At 72.7% G+C, this 16,925-nt stretch carries 13 protein-coding genes and 1 tRNA gene; 10 read left to right on the top strand and 4 right to left on the bottom strand.

Annotated features, from left to right (window positions below; all coding sequences use genetic code 11):
- The first annotated feature begins 88 nt into the window (after window positions 1-88).
- The 3 genes from Cus16_RS05345 (at window position 89) to Cus16_RS05335 (ending at window position 3,179) form a co-directional block, all read left to right on the top strand.
- The gene (locus Cus16_RS05345) at window positions 89-1,246 is read left to right on the top strand and encodes an ABC transporter ATP-binding protein (RefSeq protein WP_223246532.1); all 1,158 of its coding nucleotides are present in this window, start codon (window positions 89-91) and stop codon (window positions 1,244-1,246) included.
- Window positions 1,222-2,793 carry a hypothetical protein gene (locus Cus16_RS05340; protein ID WP_069711607.1) on the top strand — a complete coding sequence of 524 codons (1,572 nt, stop codon included), beginning with the start codon at window positions 1,222-1,224 and terminating at the stop codon, window positions 2,791-2,793. Before Cus16_RS05345 ends, Cus16_RS05340 begins: the two co-directional genes overlap by 25 nt.
- Window positions 2,794-2,918: 125 nt before the next feature.
- Entirely contained in the window at window positions 2,919-3,179 is a 261-nt protein-coding gene (locus Cus16_RS05335; RefSeq protein WP_092384164.1) for a DUF3039 domain-containing protein, read from the top strand.
- 18 nt (window positions 3,180-3,197) lie between these two features.
- On the opposite strand, the gene Cus16_RS05330 is transcribed toward Cus16_RS05335, so the two are convergent.
- Window positions 3,198-4,487, bottom strand: a complete 1,290-nt coding sequence (locus Cus16_RS05330) for a nicotinate phosphoribosyltransferase (RefSeq protein WP_083263727.1) — start codon at window positions 4,485-4,487, stop codon at window positions 3,198-3,200.
- A gap of 93 nt (window positions 4,488-4,580) precedes the next feature.
- Between Cus16_RS05330 and murI the strand changes: the two genes are divergently transcribed.
- The 3 genes from murI to rdgB are packed head-to-tail and all read left to right on the top strand — an operon-like array spanning window position 4,581 to window position 6,744.
- The gene (gene murI / locus Cus16_RS05325) at window positions 4,581-5,426 is read left to right on the top strand and encodes a glutamate racemase (RefSeq protein WP_069711606.1); all 846 of its coding nucleotides are present in this window, start codon (window positions 4,581-4,583) and stop codon (window positions 5,424-5,426) included.
- Window positions 5,423-6,154, top strand: a complete 732-nt coding sequence (rph, locus tag Cus16_RS05320; protein ID WP_069711605.1) for a ribonuclease PH — start codon at window positions 5,423-5,425, stop codon at window positions 6,152-6,154. Before murI ends, rph begins: the two co-directional genes overlap by 4 nt.
- On the top strand, window positions 6,151-6,744 hold the full coding sequence (rdgB, locus tag Cus16_RS05315) for an RdgB/HAM1 family non-canonical purine NTP pyrophosphatase (protein ID WP_069711604.1): 594 nt from the start codon (window positions 6,151-6,153) through the stop codon (window positions 6,742-6,744). Before rph ends, rdgB begins: the two co-directional genes overlap by 4 nt.
- 152 nt (window positions 6,745-6,896) lie before the next feature.
- Here rdgB and Cus16_RS05310 read toward each other — a convergent pair whose 3' ends face one another.
- The 3 genes from Cus16_RS05310 to Cus16_RS05300 form a co-directional block, all read right to left on the bottom strand.
- The gene (locus Cus16_RS05310) at window positions 6,897-7,610 is read right to left on the bottom strand and encodes a DedA family protein (protein WP_069711603.1); all 714 of its coding nucleotides are present in this window, start codon (window positions 7,608-7,610) and stop codon (window positions 6,897-6,899) included.
- 155 nt (window positions 7,611-7,765) lie between these two features.
- Window positions 7,766-7,846 (bottom strand) — tRNA-Leu (locus Cus16_RS05305).
- Between the two features lie 81 nt (window positions 7,847-7,927).
- Window positions 7,928-9,250 carry an MFS transporter gene (locus Cus16_RS05300; RefSeq protein WP_069711602.1) on the bottom strand — a complete coding sequence of 441 codons (1,323 nt, stop codon included), beginning with the start codon at window positions 9,248-9,250 and terminating at the stop codon, window positions 7,928-7,930.
- A gap of 47 nt (window positions 9,251-9,297) precedes the next feature.
- Here Cus16_RS05300 and mnmA point away from each other — a divergent pair, with 47 nt between their 5' ends.
- The 4 genes from mnmA (at window position 9,298) to Cus16_RS05280 (ending at window position 16,833) form a co-directional block, all read left to right on the top strand.
- Window positions 9,298-10,404 (top strand): tRNA 2-thiouridine(34) synthase MnmA, encoded by a 1,107-nt coding sequence (gene mnmA, locus Cus16_RS05295; RefSeq protein WP_083263726.1) that lies wholly within the window; start codon window positions 9,298-9,300, stop codon window positions 10,402-10,404.
- Between the two features lie 63 nt (window positions 10,405-10,467).
- On the top strand, window positions 10,468-12,810 hold the full coding sequence (gene ligA / locus Cus16_RS05290; RefSeq protein ID WP_189319534.1) for an NAD-dependent DNA ligase LigA: 2,343 nt from the start codon (window positions 10,468-10,470) through the stop codon (window positions 12,808-12,810).
- Window positions 12,811-12,976: 166 nt separating this feature from the next.
- Complete coding sequence (locus Cus16_RS05285) at window positions 12,977-14,326, top strand: alpha/beta hydrolase (RefSeq protein WP_069711600.1); 1,350 nt, start codon at window positions 12,977-12,979, stop codon at window positions 14,324-14,326.
- A 98-nt stretch (window positions 14,327-14,424) separates the two neighbouring features.
- The gene (locus Cus16_RS05280; protein WP_141718822.1) at window positions 14,425-16,833 is read left to right on the top strand and encodes a transglycosylase domain-containing protein; all 2,409 of its coding nucleotides are present in this window, start codon (window positions 14,425-14,427) and stop codon (window positions 16,831-16,833) included.
- The last annotated feature ends 92 nt before the right edge of the window (window positions 16,834-16,925 follow it).

The following is a 16,925-nucleotide window of genomic DNA, read 5'->3' as shown; positions in this document are numbered from 1 at the left end:
GGGGTACGTCCCGGCGCGATTCGTGCCCGTTTCGTGACTCGGGTGTCCGGCGTCCGCCGTGTCCGGAACGCGTTGGTACGGTTGGGCCGTGGCTGCAGCTGATGACGACGACGTGTACGCGACGTCCGACGCCGCCTGGACGACCGAGGCGGACGACCAGGCCGGGGACGCCGCCGACGACGTGGGGGACGGGGATGCGCACGACGCCTCCGATGGTGACGAGATGACCGACGAGCAGACGGCCGCACCCGCGCCGGCCCGCACTCCGCGGAAGGGCAAGGGGAAGGGGAAGGGCCGTGCGTCCCGACCCGCCGGACCGGGCACCGCCGCCGCGACGGCACGCGATGACGGCTCCGTCGTCGCGGCCGACGCGACCACCGGGGCAGAGCACGACGGAGCCGTCGCTGGCGCAGCGGGCCGGAAGCGCACGCCGAAGCGCCAGCCGACCGCGACGGCGTCGGCCGCCCAGGCGGCGCAGCCGCAGCAGCCCGTCGTGCTGCGCGCGAGCGGCCTCGTGAAGCGCTACGGGCAGACCCTCGCCGCGGACGAGGTGGACCTGGAGATCCGCCAGGGCTCGATCTTCGGCGTCGTCGGACCGAACGGCGCGGGCAAGACCACGACCCTCTCCATGGTCACCGGACTGCTGCGCCCGGACGCCGGGACGGTGACCGTGCTCGACCACGACGTGTGGTCCGACCCGACCGCGGCGAAGCGCGCCCTCGGTGTCCTGCCCGACCGGCTGCGCCTGTTCGACCGGCTGACCGGCGGACAGCTGCTGCAGTACTCGGCGACCCTCCGCGGCCTGGACGGTGCGACCGCTCGGGAGCGCAGCGCCGACCTCGCCGAGGCGTTCGGCCTGGGGGAGGCACTCGGTCGCCAGGTCGCCGACTACTCGGTGGGCATGGCGAAGAAGATCGCGCTCGCCGCGACGCTCATCCACTCGCCCCGCGTGCTCGTGCTCGACGAACCCTTCGAGTCCGTCGACCCGGTGAGCGCGGCGACGATCACGGACATCCTGCGCCGCTACACGCGCGGCGGCGGGACCGTGGTGCTCTCAAGCCACTCCATGGAGCTCGTCCAGCGCACGTGCGACTCGGTCGCGATCATCGTCGGCGGCCGCGTCCTGGCCTCCGGCACGATGGCGCAGGTCCGCGGTCGTCGGAGCCTCGAGGACAAGTTCGTCGAACTCGCGGGCGGCCGCGTCGTGGCAGAGAGCATGGAATGGTTGCACAGCTTCTCCGACTGAGGGTCGACCTGCTCGCGGGCGAGGTCCGCGGCGGTGCCCGTCGGTCCGTGCTCGTCGTGCTCGGCAGCCTCCTCGGCCTGCTCGCCGCGGTGTTCGTCGCCGGCGAGCTGCTCGCCCTGCGCGGCGCACCCGTCGAGGTCGCGCGCTCGATCGCGGTGCCCGTCGGGACGTTCGTCTCCGTCGCCTTCACGCTCGTGCCGCTCGTCGTCGGACGCAGCGACCAGTTCGACCCGCGGCGCTTCGCGGTCTTCGGCATCGACCGGCGTCGCCTCGTCGTCGGTCTCGCCGTCGCCGGACTCGTCGGGGTCCCGGTGCTCGCGGTGGCGATCGTCGCCGTCGGCCAGGTCGGTGCGTGGTCGCGCAGTGGCGGGACCGCCGTCCTCGCGACCCTCGCCGCCCTGCTCGCCGTCGCCACGTGCGCGCTGCTCGTGCGCGTCGGATGCGCGGTTGGTGCCGTGTTCGTCGGCCCGCAGCGCTCCCGCGACGCCGGCTGGCTCGCCGCGCTCGTGATCGTGGTGCTCGGGCTCCCCGTCGTCTCGCTCCTGCTGCGCTCCGACTGGCTCGACCCCGCGAGCAGCGAGCTGCGCCGGGTCGCCGACGTGGCCGGGTGGACCCCGTGGGGTGCGGCATGGGCGGTGCCCGCTGACGTCGCGAGCGGCCGGGTGGGCGAGGGCGTGCTCAAGCTGCTCGTCGCACTCGCCGTCGTCGCCCTGCTCGCGTGGGCGTGGTGGGCGCTCGTCGGGCGTGCGCTCGAGGCCGTCGACGGTCGTGCGTCCACCCGTCGCTACCGCGGCCTCGGCTGGTTCGACCGGCTCGGGTCGAGTCCGCTCGGTGCCGTGGCCGCCCGCGCCCTGACCTACTGGGCCCGCGATCCGCGGTACCGGATGTCGTACCTGGTCATCCTGTTCGTGCCGATCGTCGTGCTGCCCCTCGGCGTCGCCGGTGTCCCGTGGCACTGGACGGCGCTCGTCCCGCTGCCGATCATGGCCCTCATCGCGGGCTTCCTGCCGCACAACGACGTCTCCTACGACAACACCGCGGTGTGGCTGCACGTCGCGTCCGGCGCCCCCGGGTGGAGCGACCGACTCGGTCGACTCGTGCCGGTGCTCGTCGTCGGGTTGCCCCTGGTCGTCGCCGGCGCGGCCGTCTCGGCGCGGCTCTTCGGCGACCCGACCGCCTTCCCGGTGCTGACCGGCATCGCCGTCTGCGCACTGCTCGCCGGACTCGGCCTGTCCAGCATCGTCTCCGTGGCCCTGCCCTACCCGACGGTCCGACCCGGCGACCACCCGTTCCAGCAGCCGCAGGCGGCCGGGACGACCGCGATGGTGGCGCAGACCACGATGGTCGTGGGGATCCTGCTGTCGCTGGTGCCCGCGGTCTGGCTGGCCGTGCTCACCGCGGTCGAGGGGCCGGAACCCTGGGCGCTCGCGACCCTCGTGGTCGGCTGCGCCGTGGGCCTGCTCGTCCTCACGGTGGGCGTCGCCGTCGGCGGCCGCCTCTTCGACAAGCACGGTCCGGACCTGCTCGCGGCGGCCCAGCGGAACTGAGCGGTACGCGTGGGAGGGGACGCGTCGCCGTCCCGTGACCACCCACCGGACGGGAGGCGCGTGGCGGGCCCGCCACGCGCCTCCCGTCCGTCGCGGCCGCAGCCGCACCGTCGTACCCTGGGGGCATGAGCATGACCGAACCCGGCGGCGGCCTCGACGTGATGGACCGCGAACTCGAGAAGCTCCTCGAGGAAGAGGCGATCGAGCCCGGTGACCACGAGCGCTTCTCGCACTACGTCAAGAAGGACAAGATCCTGCAGTCCGCCCTCACCGGCAAGCCCGTCAAGGCGCTCTGCGGCAAGAAGTGGATCCCGGGCCGTGATCCCGAGAAGTTCCCGGTGTGCCCGGACTGCAAGGCGATCTACGAGAAGATGAAGGCCGAGTAGCCGGGCCCGCTGCCCCGCTCAGATCACCAGGGTCGGGATCGCCGGGTCGCCGCGTCCGATGCGCGACGCGTCGGCCGGCAGTTCCGCCTTCGCGCGCTCGTGGTGCGCCCGTGCGGCCTCGACGCCGGCGACCCCGAGGAACGCCGGGTCGACCTCGCCGTGGGTCACCACCGGGACGAGCAGCGGGCGCTCGTCGGGCCCGACCCGACCGGAGGTGCGGACGACCTCCGCGGTCGCGATGCCGTTGCGGAGGCGACGGCCGGCCTCCTTGCGTCCGCCGGTCGAGGCCTTGTCCGCCGACTTCTTCGCGACCGGGACCCACTCGTCGCCGGACGGCGTCCGGTGGGCGACCAGCTTGAACACCATGCCCGCCGCCGGGTGGCCCGAGCCGGACACCACGCTCGTGCCGACGCCGTAGGAGTCGACCGGGGCGGCCCGCAGCGCGGCGATCGTGTACTCGTCGAGGTCGTTCGTGACCGTGATCTTCGTGGCGGTGGCACCGAGGCGGTCGAGCTGCGCCCGCACCGACGCGACCACGCTCGGCAGGTCCCCGCTGTCGATGCGCACCGCGCCGAGCCGGCCGTCCGTCAGCCGGACCGCGGTCTCGACGGCCGCCTCGATGTCGTACGTGTCGACGAGCAGGGTGGTCCCGGTCCCGAGGGCGTCGAGCTGGGAGCGGAACGCGGCCTCCTCGGAGTCGTGCAGGAGCGTGAAGGCGTGCGCCGCGGTGCCCATCGTCGGGATGCCCCAGGTGCGGCCGGCCTCGAGGTTGCTCGTCGCGCCGAACCCGGCGATGTACGCGGCTCGGGCGGCGGCGACGGCGTTCCACTCGCCCGTGCGGCGCGAGCCCATCTCGGCGAGCGGACGGCCGTCGGCGGCGGAGACCATGCGGGCCGCGGCGCCGGCGATGGCGGAGTCGGCGTTGAAGACGCTCAGCGCGAGGGTCTCGAGGACGACGGCCTCGGCGAAGGTGCCCTCGACCTGCAGGACGGGGGAGTTCGGGAAGAACACCTCGCCCTCCCGGTAGGCGCGGACGTCGCCCGTGAAGCGGTAGTCGGCGAGCCAGCGTGCGGTGCCCTCGTCGATCACGTTGCGGTCCCGGAGGAAGCCGATCTCGTCGTCGCCGAACCGGAACTCGGTGAGGGCGGTGAGGAAGCGGCCGAGACCCGCGGCGACCCCGTACCGGCGGCCGTCGGGGAGGCGGCGCGAGAACACCTCGAAGACGCAGCGTCGATCGGCGGTGCCGTCCTTGAGGGCGGCGTCCACCATGGTGAGTTCGTACTGGTCCGTGAGGAGCGCGCTGGTCACGCTCCCGACACTAGTGACGCGGAGGTGGGTGCGGCTGCGGCGCGCGGTCGGGACCGGTGGGGGTGCCCCGGCGCGGCTCGGTACGCTGGTGCGGTGACGGATGCACCGATCGGAGTCTTCGACAGCGGCGTCGGTGGGCTCACGGTGGCGCGGGCGATCATCGACCAGCTGCCCCGCGAGAGCATCCGGTACGTGGGGGACACCGCCCACTCGCCCTACGGCCCGAAGCCGATCGCCGACGTGCGGCGGTACGCGCTCGAGGTGATGGACGACCTCGTCGACCAGGGCGTCAAGGCGCTCGTGATCGCGTGCAACACCGCGTCGTCGGCCGTGCTGCGCGACGCGCGGGAACGGTACGAGCAGGCGTACGGCATCCCCGTCGTCGAGGTCATCCAGCCCGCGGCCCGGGCAGCGGTGAAGCAGACCCGCACCGGTCGCGTCGGCGTGATCGGCACGGTGGGGACGATCGCCTCGCGGGCGTACGAGGACGCCTTCGCGGTGGCCGCCGACGTCGACCTGACCGTGGCCGCCTGCCCGCGGTTCGTCGAGTTCGTCGAGGCGGGCGACACCTCGTCACCGGCACTCCGCGAGGTCGCGGCGCAGTACCTCGCGCCGATCCGTGCCGCCGACGTCGACACGCTCGTGCTCGGCTGCACGCACTACCCGCTCATGTCCGCGGCGATCCAGTACGTGATGGGCCCGGACGTGACGCTCGTCTCGAGTGCCGAGGAGACCGCGAACGACGTCTACCGCCGACTCGTGGAACACGGACTCGAACGCACCAGCCCCGGACCGCCGACCTACGCGTTCGAGGCGACGGGCGACGACGGCAACGGCTTCATCCGGCTCGCCCGGCGCTTCCTCGGACCCGAGGTCTCGAGCGTCGGACACCTCCAGACAGGGGCGATCACGCTGCCCCGCACCGAAAGGACCCCATGAGCACCCGCATCGACGGCCGCAGCGCCACCGACCACCGTCCGGTCAGCATCGAGCGGGGGTGGAGCACGCAGGCCGAGGGCAGCGCGCTCATCTCGTTCGGCAACACGAAGGTGCTCTGCACGGCGTCCTTCACGAACGGGGTCCCGCGCTGGATGGCGGGCAAGGGTTCGGGCTGGGTGACGGCGGAGTACTCGATGCTGCCCCGCTCGACGAACGAGCGCATGCAGCGCGAGTCGATCAAGGGCAAGGTCGGCGGCCGGACGCACGAGATCTCGCGCCTGATCGGCCGGTCGCTGCGTGCCGTGGTCGACATGAAGGGCCTCGGGGAGAACACCCTCGTGCTCGACTGCGACGTGCTGCAGGCCGACGGGGGCACCCGCACGGCGTCGATCACGGGCGCGTACGTCGCCATGGTCGACGCGATCGAGTGGGGTCGCGACAAGGGCTTCATCGCGAAGAAGGCCACGCCGCTGACCGACAGCGTGCAGGCGATCTCGGTCGGCATCGTCGGGGGGGAGCCGATGCTCGACCTGGCGTACACCGAGGACTCGGCGGCCGACACCGACATGAACATCGTCACGACCGGCTCCGGGAAGTTCATCGAGGTGCAGGGCACCGCCGAGCACGCGCCGTTCGACCGCGCGGAGCTCGACACGCTGCTCGACCTCGGGCTCGCGGGCAACCGGTCGCTCGCCGCCATCCAGCGGGACGCGCTGGGGCTGGCGTGACCGGGCGCACCGTCGTCCTGGCGACGCACAACCAGGGCAAGGTCGTCGAGCTCCGCGGGATCCTCGGCGAGGCGCTCGGCGAGGGGGTCGAGCTCGTCGGCTACGACGGGCCGGAGCCGGTCGAGGACGGCGACACCTACGCGGCGAACGCGCTGATCAAGGCGCGCGCGGCCGTGGCGCACACCGGGCTGCCGGCGCTCGCCGACGACTCGGGCATCGCGGTCGACGCCCTCGAGGGCGCGCCCGGCATCCACTCCGCCCGCTACGCGGGGACCCGGGTGGACGCCGACAACATCGCGCTGCTGCTGCGGAACCTGGAGGGTGTCGTCGAGCGCACTGCGGCCTTCGTCTGCGCGGCGGCCTTCGTCACCCCCGACGGCACCGAGCACCTGTTCGAGGCGGTGTGGAACGGGGAGGTCCTGACGGCGCCGGTCGGCGACGGCGGGCACGGGTACGACCCGGTATTCCACCCGGACGACGCGGAGGGTTCGGCGGCGCAGCTGACCCGCGAGGAGAAGAACGCGCTGTCGCACCGGTCGAAGGCGTTCCGGGGGATCGCGCCGATCGTACGGGAGTACTTCGGGGTCTGACCGGCCGGGCGGTCGGCCGGCCCCGCGGGCGGCTGCCCCCGGGCCGGCGAGACGCCCCCGGACGTGCGAGACGCCCCCGGTTCCGGGGGCGTCTCGGTCTGCGTGGGGCGTCTCGCCACTCGGCGTCCGTCCGCGGGGGCTCCGTCAGCGGATCAGGGGCGAGCCGGACCGTCGGTGGGCGCCTGGGTGGCCTGCTCGGCCTCGGCGGCGTGCTTCGCCTTCCGCGCCGTCCGCCAGTAGTGCAGCCCCGCGGGGACGACCGTGACGACCACCGCGAGGATGAGGATCACGTCGATGTAGTTGCGCACGACGTACGCGATCGGCGGGATGTACCCGAGGAAGTACCCGAGGAAGGTCACCCCGACGCCCCAGATCACCGCACCGATCGCGTTGTAGAGCGAGTACTTCTTGTAGTTCATCCGCCCGACGCCGGCCGCGATCGGCGCGAAGGTGCGCACGACGGGGACGAAGCGGGCGAGGATCACCGCGAGGGGTCCGAACCGGTGGAAGAACGCGTTCGTCCGGTCGACGTTCTCCTTGGAGAACAGGCCGCTCTCCTTGCGCTCGAAGATCGGCGGCCCCGCCTTCTTGCCGATGTAGTAGCCGAGCTCGCCGCCGAGGAAGGCCGCGGCACCGATCATCAGCGCCGCCATCCAGATCGGGATGCCGCCGATGGAGCCGCCCCGGTCGAAGGCGAACAGGCCGGTGATGACGAGGAGGCTGTCACCGGGGAAGACGAAGCCGATCAGCAGACCGGTCTCGGCGAAGACGATCGCGCAGACCACGAGCACGGCGATGGCCCCGAAGTGGTCGAGGATGTACTGCGGGTCCAGCCAGGGGATGAGTGCGAGAGCGACGGAGTGCATGGTTCTTCCGGTCGTGGAGACGGCGGGCACGGGGAGACTCCCGCGGAACGAGGGTACCGCCCGGGACCGCGGCGGCCATCCGTCGGAAGTGTGACTCCACCGAGGGTGCGGAAGGCCGAGGGTGCGGAAGGCCGAGGGTGCGGAACGGCCGAGGGTGCGGAAGGAGGGACTCGAACCCTCACGCCTGGGGCACAGGAACCTAAATCCTGCGTGTCTACCGATTCCACCACTCCCGCGAGCAGCGGCAGTCTACCGAGCGCGACGGACGGGGCGGGGTCGGGCCGCGCCTCCAGGCCGACCGACCGGACCGCGCACGCTCAGCGCAGCCGACGCGGCAGGTACCGCGGCACGTACCGGAGCAGCACGCCCGCGCCGACCAGGCCGAGCACGCCCATCACGCCGCTCGCGAGCGCCAGCGACGCGACGGCGGTGACCCCGGAGATGACGAGCGGCGCCGCCGCCGACCCGAAGTCACCGGTGAAGCGCCAGGCCCCGAGGAACGGAGCGGGGTTGCCGCGTGGCGCGAGGTCGGCACCGAGCGTCATGAGGATGCCGCTGCCGACACCGTTCGCCAGGGACATGCCGATCGCGATGCCGACGAACCAGCCGACCCTCGCGTCCAGGTGGCCGCTCCACGCGAGCAGGAAGTAGCTGACCGCCAGTCCGAGCATGCACGGCAACGCGCTCGCGAGACGGCCCCAGCGGTCCATGATCTGCCCGCTCGTGTAGAAGAGCGCGAAGTCGACCGCTCCGGCGATGCCGATGACCAGTGCTGCCGACGCGTCGTCGAGACCGACGCTGACCGCCCAGAGGGGCAGGATGACCTGCCGCCCGGCGCGGAGCGCGCCGATGAGCGCCGCACCGCTGCCGAGCCGCGCGAGGACCGCGCGGTTCTCGCGGATGGTGCGGAAGAGGCCGTGGGCCTCGCGTTCGACGAACTGCGCGCCGGTGTCGGTGGGCGGTTCGTCAGGGTGCGGCGCGGGTGCGCCGGTCCGGCCCGTCCCGTCGGGGCCGTGCTCCGGACGGGAGGCGCGGCTCGGCAACCGCAGACCGCGCACGCCCGTCGCGGGGTCGCGCAGGACGAGGAGCACCACCGCCGCCGCGAGGCAGCAGACGACGTGGATCCAGAAGGCGCTCTGCGTGGTGCCGGTCACGTGGACGATGCCGGCGGAGACGAACGGGCCGACGAAGTAGCCGAAGCGGAAGACGCCGCCGAGGCTGGAGAGGGCGCGCGCACGGATCCGCAGCGGGATGGCGGTCGTCATGTAGGCGTGCCGGGCGAGGGCGAACACCGCGGTGGACACACCGACGAGGAACACCCCGAGCGCGAGCACCCACGCGTTCGGTGCGACCACGCAGACGAGCAGACCGACGACGGACACCACGGCGGCGCCCATCATCGCGTTCCGCTCGCCGATCCGTCCGACGACGACCCCCGACGGCACGTCCCCGATGAGCTCGCCGACCAAGATGAGCGCGGCGACGAAGCCAGCGAACGCCAGGCTCGCGCCGAGCGAGTCCGCCGCGATCGGGATGATCGGGATGATCGCGCCCTCGCCGATCGCGAAGAGCGCCGCGGGCAGGAACCCGGACAGCAGGACACCGCGGCGGTCGAAGGGGGCGTTCGCAGTGCTCGTCATCGCGGACCACGGTACGCCCGTCGTCGGCGTCGGCTTACCCTGGATGCATGCGCGTACTTGCAGCGATGAGCGGCGGGGTCGACTCGGCGGTGGCCGCGGCCCGTGCCGTCGACGCCGGACACGACGTCGTCGGCGTGCACCTGGCCCTCAGCCGGATGCCCGGCACCCTGCGCACGGGCAGCCGCGGGTGCTGCACGATCGAGGACTCGATGGACGCGCAGCGCGCGGCGTCGGCGCTCGGGATCCCGTACTACGTCTGGGACTTCTCGGCGCGCTTCAAGGAGGACGTCGTCGACGACTTCGTCGCCGAGTACCAGGCCGGCCGGACCCCGAACCCGTGCATGCGCTGCAACGAGCGCATCAAGTTCGCGGCACTGCTCGAGAAGGCGCTCGCCCTCGGGTTCGACGCCGTCTGCACCGGCCACTACGCCTCGATCGTCACCGGACCGGACGGAGCGCGCGAGCTGCACCGCTCGGCCGCCTGGGCGAAGGACCAGTCGTACGTGCTCGGCGTGCTGACGGCCGAGCAGCTCGAGCACGCGATGTTCCCGCTCGGGGCGACCCCGTCGAAGGACGAGGTCCGGGCCGAGGCCGCGGCGCGCGGGCTGACCGTCGCGCAGAAGCCGGACTCCTACGACATCTGCTTCATCCCGGACGGCGACACCCGCGGGTGGCTCGCCGACCGCGTCGGGACGGCCGCGGGCGACGTCGTCGAGCGCGACGGCACGGTGGTCGGGTCGCACGAGGGGGCGACGGGCTACACGGTCGGGCAGCGCCGCGGCCTGCACCTCGGTCGCCCCGCTCCGGACGGCAAGCCGCGGTTCGTCCTCGAGATCCGCCCGAAGGACAACACCGTCGTCGTCGGCCCCAAGGAGGCCCTCGACGTCCGGTCGATGGCCGGCTCCCGGTTCACCTGGGCGGGCACCGCCCCGGCCGACCCGTCGGTGCCGTTCGCGTGCGACGTGCAGATCCGGGCGCACGCCGACCCGGTGCCCGCGGTCGCGCGGGTGACCGACGGCGAGCTCGTGATCGACGTCGACGAGCCGCTGTCGGGCGTCGCGCCCGGGCAGACCGCCGTCGTCTACGTCGGCACCCGCGTGCTCGGGCAGTGCACCATCGACCGTGCCGTCAGCGCGGTCCCCGCGACCGTCTGACGCCGCTTGAGTCCGTCCGGCCCCGCTGCATCCGGGGTCGGCGGTGCACGGTAGAACTGAGGCATGAGCGACACGACCCCCGACTCCGCCGACTCGACGTTCGAGACGCTGGCCCCGGCCGACCTCGACGCCGCGCAGGCCCAGCGGGAGGTCGAGCGGCTGCGGACGCGCATCAACGAGCTGCGTGACCAGTACTACGAGGGCAACGGCTCGACGGTCTCCGACGGCGACTACGACGCGCTCGTTCGCCGGCTCGACGCCGTCGAGCAGCGCTTCCCCGACCTGCTCACGCCGGACAGCCCGACCCAGACCGTCGGCGGTCAGGCGCAGACGGTGCAGTTCGCGCCCGTCGAGCACGCCGAGCGCATGCTCAGCCTCGACAACGTGTTCAGCCCCGAGGAACTGACCGAGTGGGCCGCGAAGGTGCAGCGGGACGCCGGTTCCGAGCGCGTCCGGTTCCTGACCGAGCTCAAGATCGACGGGCTCGCGATCAACCTGCGGTACGAGCACGGTCGTCTCGTCTCGGCCGCGACCCGCGGCGACGGCGTCGTCGGCGAGGACGTCACCGGCAACGTCCGGACGATGGGCACGATCCCGGACCGGCTGTCCGGCGAGGGGCACCCGGCGATCGTCGAGGTCCGCGGGGAGATCTTCTTCCCGGTCGCGCAGTTCGACGAGCTGAACGCCCGGCAGCGCGAGGCGGGGGAGCGCGTGTTCGCGAACCCCCGCAACGCCGCCGCCGGCTCGCTGCGGCAGAAGGAGGAGGGCAAGTCCGAGGCGAAGCGTGCCCTCATGGTCGACCGCCTGCGCCGCCTCCGCATGCTCGTGCACGGCATCGGCGCGTGGCCGGTCCGCGAGCTCGAGCGCGACACCGAGGTGCACTCGCAGTCCGAGGTCTACGAGCTCCTGCAGACCTGGGGCCTGCCGACGAGCTCGCACTACCGCGTCTTCGACACCGTCGACGAGGTCCTGGGCTTCGTGCGGACCACCGGCGACCGGCGGTCCGCCGTCGAGCACCAGATCGACGGCGTCGTCGTCAAGGTCGACGACCTGGCGCTGCACGAGGAACTCGGCTCGACGTCGCGGGCGCCGCGGTGGGCGATCGCCTACAAGTACCCGCCGGAGGAGGTCCACACGAAGCTCCTCGACATCGTCGTCAGCGTCGGCCGGACCGGGCGCGCGACCCCGTTCGCCGTGATGCAGCCGGCCGAGGTCGCCGGGTCCGTCGTCCGCCAGGCCACCCTGCACAACCAGGACGTGGTGAAGGCGAAGGGCGTCCTCATCGGGGACACCGTGGTGCTCCGCAAGGCCGGCGACGTCATCCCCGAGGTCCTCGGCCCGGTCGTCGAGCTGCGCGACGGCTCCGAGCGCGAGTTCGTGATGCCCGAGACGTGCCCGGAGTGCGGGACCCCGCTCCGTCCGGCGAAGGAGGGCGACAAGGACCTGCGCTGCCCGAACGCCGAGAGCTGCCCCGCGCAGGTCCGGGGCCGCGTCGAGCACATCGCGTCACGCGGCTCGCTCGACATCGAGGGCCTCGGCGAGGTCGCCGCGGCCGCCCTGACGCAGCCGCTGCGTCCGGAACGGCCCCCGCTCGTGACCGAGGCCGGGCTCTTCGACCTGACGATGGAGGACATCGTGCCGATCGAGGTGATCGTCCGCGACGCCGAGACCGGCATGGAGAAGTCCGACGACGACGGCACCCCGAAGCGCGTGACGCCGTTCAGCCGTGCCCGCAAGAAGACCGACCCGCCGTTCGACCCGGACGCCCGCGGGGCGGACTACACGGGCGAGCCGAGCCGGTACCCGTCGAAGAACGCGTTCGAGATGCTCGCGAACATCGACGCCGCGAAGACCAGGCCGCTCTGGCGGATCATGGTCGGGCTGAGCATCCGCCACGTCGGGCCCGTGGCCGCCCGCGCGCTGGCGAACCACTTCGGCTCGCTCGACCGGATCCGGTACGCCTCGCGCGAGGAGCTCGCGGCCGTCGACGGCGTCGGCGGGATCATCGCCGACGCGCTGCTCGACTGGTTCGCGGTCGACTGGCACCGCGAGGTCATCGACCGGTGGACCGCGGCGGGCGTGCAGTTCACGACGCCGGACCACCCGGGCCCCGGTGCTGCGGTCGAGGGCGGTGTGCTCAGCGGTGTGACCGTCGTCGCGACCGGGTCCCTCGAGGGCTACACGCGCGAGGGCGCGCAGGAGGCGATCATCGCCGCCGGCGGCAAGGCGGCGTCGAGCGTGAGCAAGAAGACGGACTTCGTGGCGGCCGGACCGGGCGCCGGGTCGAAGTTGACGAAGGCCGAGCAGCTCGGCCTGCGCATCATCGACGCCGAGCAGTTCCGGGTGCTCGTGACCGAGGGGCCGGACGCGCTCGGTCCCGTCGCGTCGGACGACGCCGAGGCATGAGCACACCGGGGCGTCGACCGGGGGTCGCGACGCACCCCCGGTTGTCCCCAGTCCGGGGGGAAGTTGCAGCACGCATCCCGTTCGGGGGGCATCTTCCGTAGGATCGAACAAGCATCACCCGTCGCCTGAGGGGGACGACGGTACGGCCTTCCCGGGGGAGACCTGATTGCTGCTCATCGCTGCGGCCCTGCTCACCGCCTCGATGCACTCGCTGGGAGTGGTCGAGGCCCCCGTCGTGCCCGCGGTGCAGACGGCGGCCGTCGTGACCACCACCGCGGTCGCACCGGTCCAGCCGGTGCCGGTGCCCGTCTCCGCTGGTCCCGGGGACGCGGACGCCGTCGACCTGGAGACCCTCGCCCGTGCCCGCGGCCGGGAGTTCCTCGACGACCTCGTCGCCGTCGCCCCGCGGGACCTCGAGCGCGCCGACGCCGACGACCGGGTCCTCGCGACCGCACAGGACCACCCGCCGACCGCACTCGACGTCGCGACCTGGTGGGCGGGCCTCCCGTCGGCCACGCGCTCCCGGCTCGTCGCTGGCGTCCCGGCGGTGGTCGGGAACCTCGACGGCGTCCCGTTCGACGTCCGCGACCGGGCGAACCGCCTGACGCTCCGGACCGGTCTCGCCGATCCGGGGACGGACACCGCGAGGGCCGCCCTGCTCGGCCAGGTCGACGTCTCCCTGCAGCACGAGCAGGGCGGTGCGCCCCGCTCGCTCGTCGCGCTCGACACCCGGGGCGCGGGCCGGGCGGCGATCGCGGTCGGTGACCTCGACACCGCCGACGACGTCACGGTCGTGGTGCCCGGCATGTTCTACACGGTCACCGGTCAGATGCACGACCTCACCGACACGAGCGCGGGACTCCACGACGAGCAGGCGGCGGCAGCGGGAGCGGGACGCGGCGAGGCCGTCCTGGCCTGGATGGGCTACCGCACACCGGACATGTCGAACATCCTGTCCCTCGACCTGGCGCGGACCGGGGCCGAGCGGCTCGAGCGCGTGGTCGACGGGCTCGAGGCGGTCCGCGGCGACGACCGACCGCGGCTGAACGTCGTCGCGCACTCGTACGGGTCGACCACGGCGCTCATGGCGCTGTCGTCCGGCCGGATGCAGGCGGACACGCTGACGGTCCTCGGATCACCGGGCAGCGACGTGCGGACGGCGTCCCAGCTCGCCGTCCACCGGGGGCAGGTCTACGTCGGCGACGCGCACAGCGACCCGATCGCGGGCTCGGGGTACTTCGGCACCGACCCGGGGTCGCCCGGGTTCGGGTCGGTCGTCCTCGACCTGTCCGCCGTCCCCGCGCCCTCGGCGGACGGGGTGTTCCGGCGGCCCGTCGGGCACAACGACTACCTGAAGCCGGGCACGGCCTCCCTCCACGACGTCGCGCTCATCGCCGTCGGCCGGGGGGACCTCGTGCGTGACCAGGCGCAGCACGGCCGGGGCGGTGGACACGCGCCGGGGACGGCGCCGGACATGTACCTGGTGCGTCCGCAGGACCTCCAGCCCCGCGACTGAGCCGCGGTCTCGCTCCCTGAGCGGCTTCCTGAAGGCGGCTGCAGGAGGCGACCGCTCCGCAGCAGAACGACCCCAGACCGCCGCCGTACCGTGCGGCCATGCGTGGAATGCGGTGGCCGGTGGCCCTCTCGACCTTCGTCGCCATGTCGGGCCTGGCGGGTCTGCTCGTGGCGGTCGCGGTGACCCCCGCGGTCGCGGTCGCGGGCGAGGGGACGTCCGGCGCCGTGTCGCTGTTCGAGGACCTGCCGAGCTACCTCGACATCCAGACCCCGCAGCAGGTGTCGTCGGTCTGGGCGACGAAGGGCGGGCAGCAGGTCAAGATCGCGTCCTTCTACGCCGAGAACCGGACGGATGTCGCCTCGAGTGCGATGGCGGAGACGCTGAAGCGCGCGGCGATCGACACCGAGGACCCCCGCTTCGAGGACGAGGGCGGCATCGACGTGCTCGGCACCGTCCGCGGCGTCGCGGCCACCCTCATCGGTGGGGACGTGCAGGGCGGATCGAGCATCACCCAGCAGTACGTCAAGAACGTGCTCGTGCAGCAGTGCGAGCAGCTGAGCGGCAAGGATGCCGCCGCCACGAAGGCGAAGGTCGACGCGTGCTACCAGGACGCGGCCGGGGTGAGCCCGCAGCGCAAGCTGCAGGAGATGCGGTACGCCATCGCGGTCGACAAGAAGTACACGAAGGACGAGGTCCTCACCGGGTACCTCAACCTCGTCGGCCTCGGCGGGCGGGTCTACGGCGCGGAGGCGGGTGCCGAGTACTACTTCGGCGTGCACGCGAAGGACCTGTCGCTCCCGCAGTCGGCGACGCTCGTCGCGATCCTCAACAACCCGTCGAACCTGCGCATCGACCAGCCGGGGGACAAGGACAACGGGCAGGCGAACGGGTACGCCCTGACCAAGGACCGGCGCGACTACGTGCTGCAGCGCATGTTCGTGCACCACGACATCTCGCGGGCGCAGCTCGACCAGGCGAAGGCCACCCCGATAGCACCGAGGATCACCGACACCGCGAACGGCTGCTCCGCCGCGGCGAGCTCGTACGACGCCGGCTACTTCTGCGACTACGTGCGCAACCAGGTGCTGCAGGACCCTGCGTTCGGCAAGACCGCGGCCGATCGCATCGAGACCCTCGACACGAAGGGGCTCGAGATCCACACCTCGCTCGACCTCGACCTGCAGGCCCAGGCGCAGTCGGCGCTGTCGTCCTACGTCCCCGCGACGATGGACGGTGTCGACCTCGGCGGCACGAACGTCACGGTCGAGCCGGGGACCGGACGCGTGCTGTCGATGGTGCAGAACACGAGCTACACGCAGAGCGACAACGGCGGGGCGGGCGCGACCGCGATCAACTACAACGCCGACTCCGCGTACGGCAACTCGGGCGGCTTCCAGACCGGTTCGACCTACAAGGTGTTCACCCTGGCCGAGTGGCTCGCGTCCGGACACACCCTGTCCGAGTCGGTGCAGACGGGCGAGCACCTGTTCCAGCAGTCCGAGTTCACGAACTCGTGCGAGGCCCTCGGCGGGCAGCCCTGGTCCGTCGCGAACGCCGAGGCCGTCCCGGCGAGCATGTCCGTGCAGGCCGCGACGTCGGAGTCGATCAACACCGCGTTCGGCGCGATGGCCAAGCAGCTCGACCTCTGCAAGATCAAGGAGGTCGCCCAGGCGATGGGGATCCACCAGGCGAACGGCGCGGTACCGGCGTCGAACCCCGCGTCGGTGCTCGGCACGAACCCGCTGTCGCCCATCGACCTGGCAGAGGCGTACGCCGGCTTCGCGAACGGCGGGATCGTCTGCACACCGACCGTGATCGACTCGGTGCGGGAGTCCGACGGCACGACGATCACCCCGACGCCATCGAGCTGTACCCGCGGGGTGTCGGCGGAGGTCGCCGGCACCGTCGACTTCGCGTTGCAGGGCGTCCTGACCGGCAACGGCACGGCGGCGTCGGCGAACCCGGGCGACAGCACACCGAAGTTCGCGAAGACGGGCACGACCGACGGTGACACCCAGAACTGGCTCGTGACGTCGAGCACGAAGTACACGAACGCGACGTGGATCGGCAACGTGAAGGGCCTGGTCAGCCTGGCCCACACGTCCTTCCCCCAGGGGACGACCGGATACAGCGCGAAGTTCGGCGTCGGTCGCGCGATGATGTCCTGGCTCGACCAGCACACGGGCGGTGACGCCCTGCCCCAGCCCGACCCGGCGATGATCGGTGCGGCTCCGCGGGTGCAGCAGCAGACCGGTGATGGGTCGCCGTCGGCCTCCGCCGGTGCGGCCGCGGCGGACCAGACCCCCGGCGCGGCCGGCGCGACCCAGCAGGGGGCAGCGGACCAGGGCACAGCGGGTCAGGACACGACGGGTCAGGACACGACGGCTCAGGGCTCAGCGGGTCAGGGCACAGCGGGCCAGGGGACGGCGCCGACCGCGCCGACCGCCCCTGCCGGACAGGGGACGGCGACGGGCGGGACCTCCGCGGGCGGCGCGACCCACCACTAGGAGCGCGACGGTCTGGAGGCGCGGTGCTGGTCCGGCGGACCGGCGCCGCGCCTCCAGACCGGTTCTCCACAGCCCCGCCACGCTCCTCCACA

Origin of the sequence: Curtobacterium sp. ER1/6, assembly GCF_001742745.1 — a bacterium.
Taxonomy (GTDB): domain Bacteria; phylum Actinomycetota; class Actinomycetes; order Actinomycetales; family Microbacteriaceae; genus Curtobacterium; species Curtobacterium citri.
The sequence above is the reverse complement of the archived record's forward strand: the minus strand, read 5'-3'. Positions and strand labels throughout refer to the sequence as shown.

Bases quoted from the DNA above. Each gene is read 5' to 3' on its own strand.
- Cus16_RS05310 (WP_069711603.1), bottom strand. From the start codon at position 7,610: ATGCACTCCGTCGCTCTCGCACTCATCCCCTGGCTGGACCCGCAGTAC.
- Cus16_RS05280 (WP_141718822.1), top strand. From the start codon at position 14,425: ATGCGTGGAATGCGGTGGCCGGTGGCCCTCTCGACCTTCGTCGCCATG.
- Cus16_RS05335 (WP_092384164.1), top strand. From the start codon at position 2,919: ATGAGCATGACCGAACCCGGCGGCGGCCTCGACGTGATGGACCGCGAA.
- ligA (WP_189319534.1), top strand. From the start codon at position 10,468: ATGAGCGACACGACCCCCGACTCCGCCGACTCGACGTTCGAGACGCTG.
- mnmA (WP_083263726.1), top strand. From the start codon at position 9,298: ATGCGCGTACTTGCAGCGATGAGCGGCGGGGTCGACTCGGCGGTGGCC.
- rph (WP_069711605.1), top strand. From the start codon at position 5,423: ATGAGCACCCGCATCGACGGCCGCAGCGCCACCGACCACCGTCCGGTC.
- Cus16_RS05340 (WP_069711607.1), top strand. From the start codon at position 1,222: ATGGTTGCACAGCTTCTCCGACTGAGGGTCGACCTGCTCGCGGGCGAG.
- Cus16_RS05300 (WP_069711602.1), bottom strand. From the start codon at position 9,250: ATGACGAGCACTGCGAACGCCCCCTTCGACCGCCGCGGTGTCCTGCTG.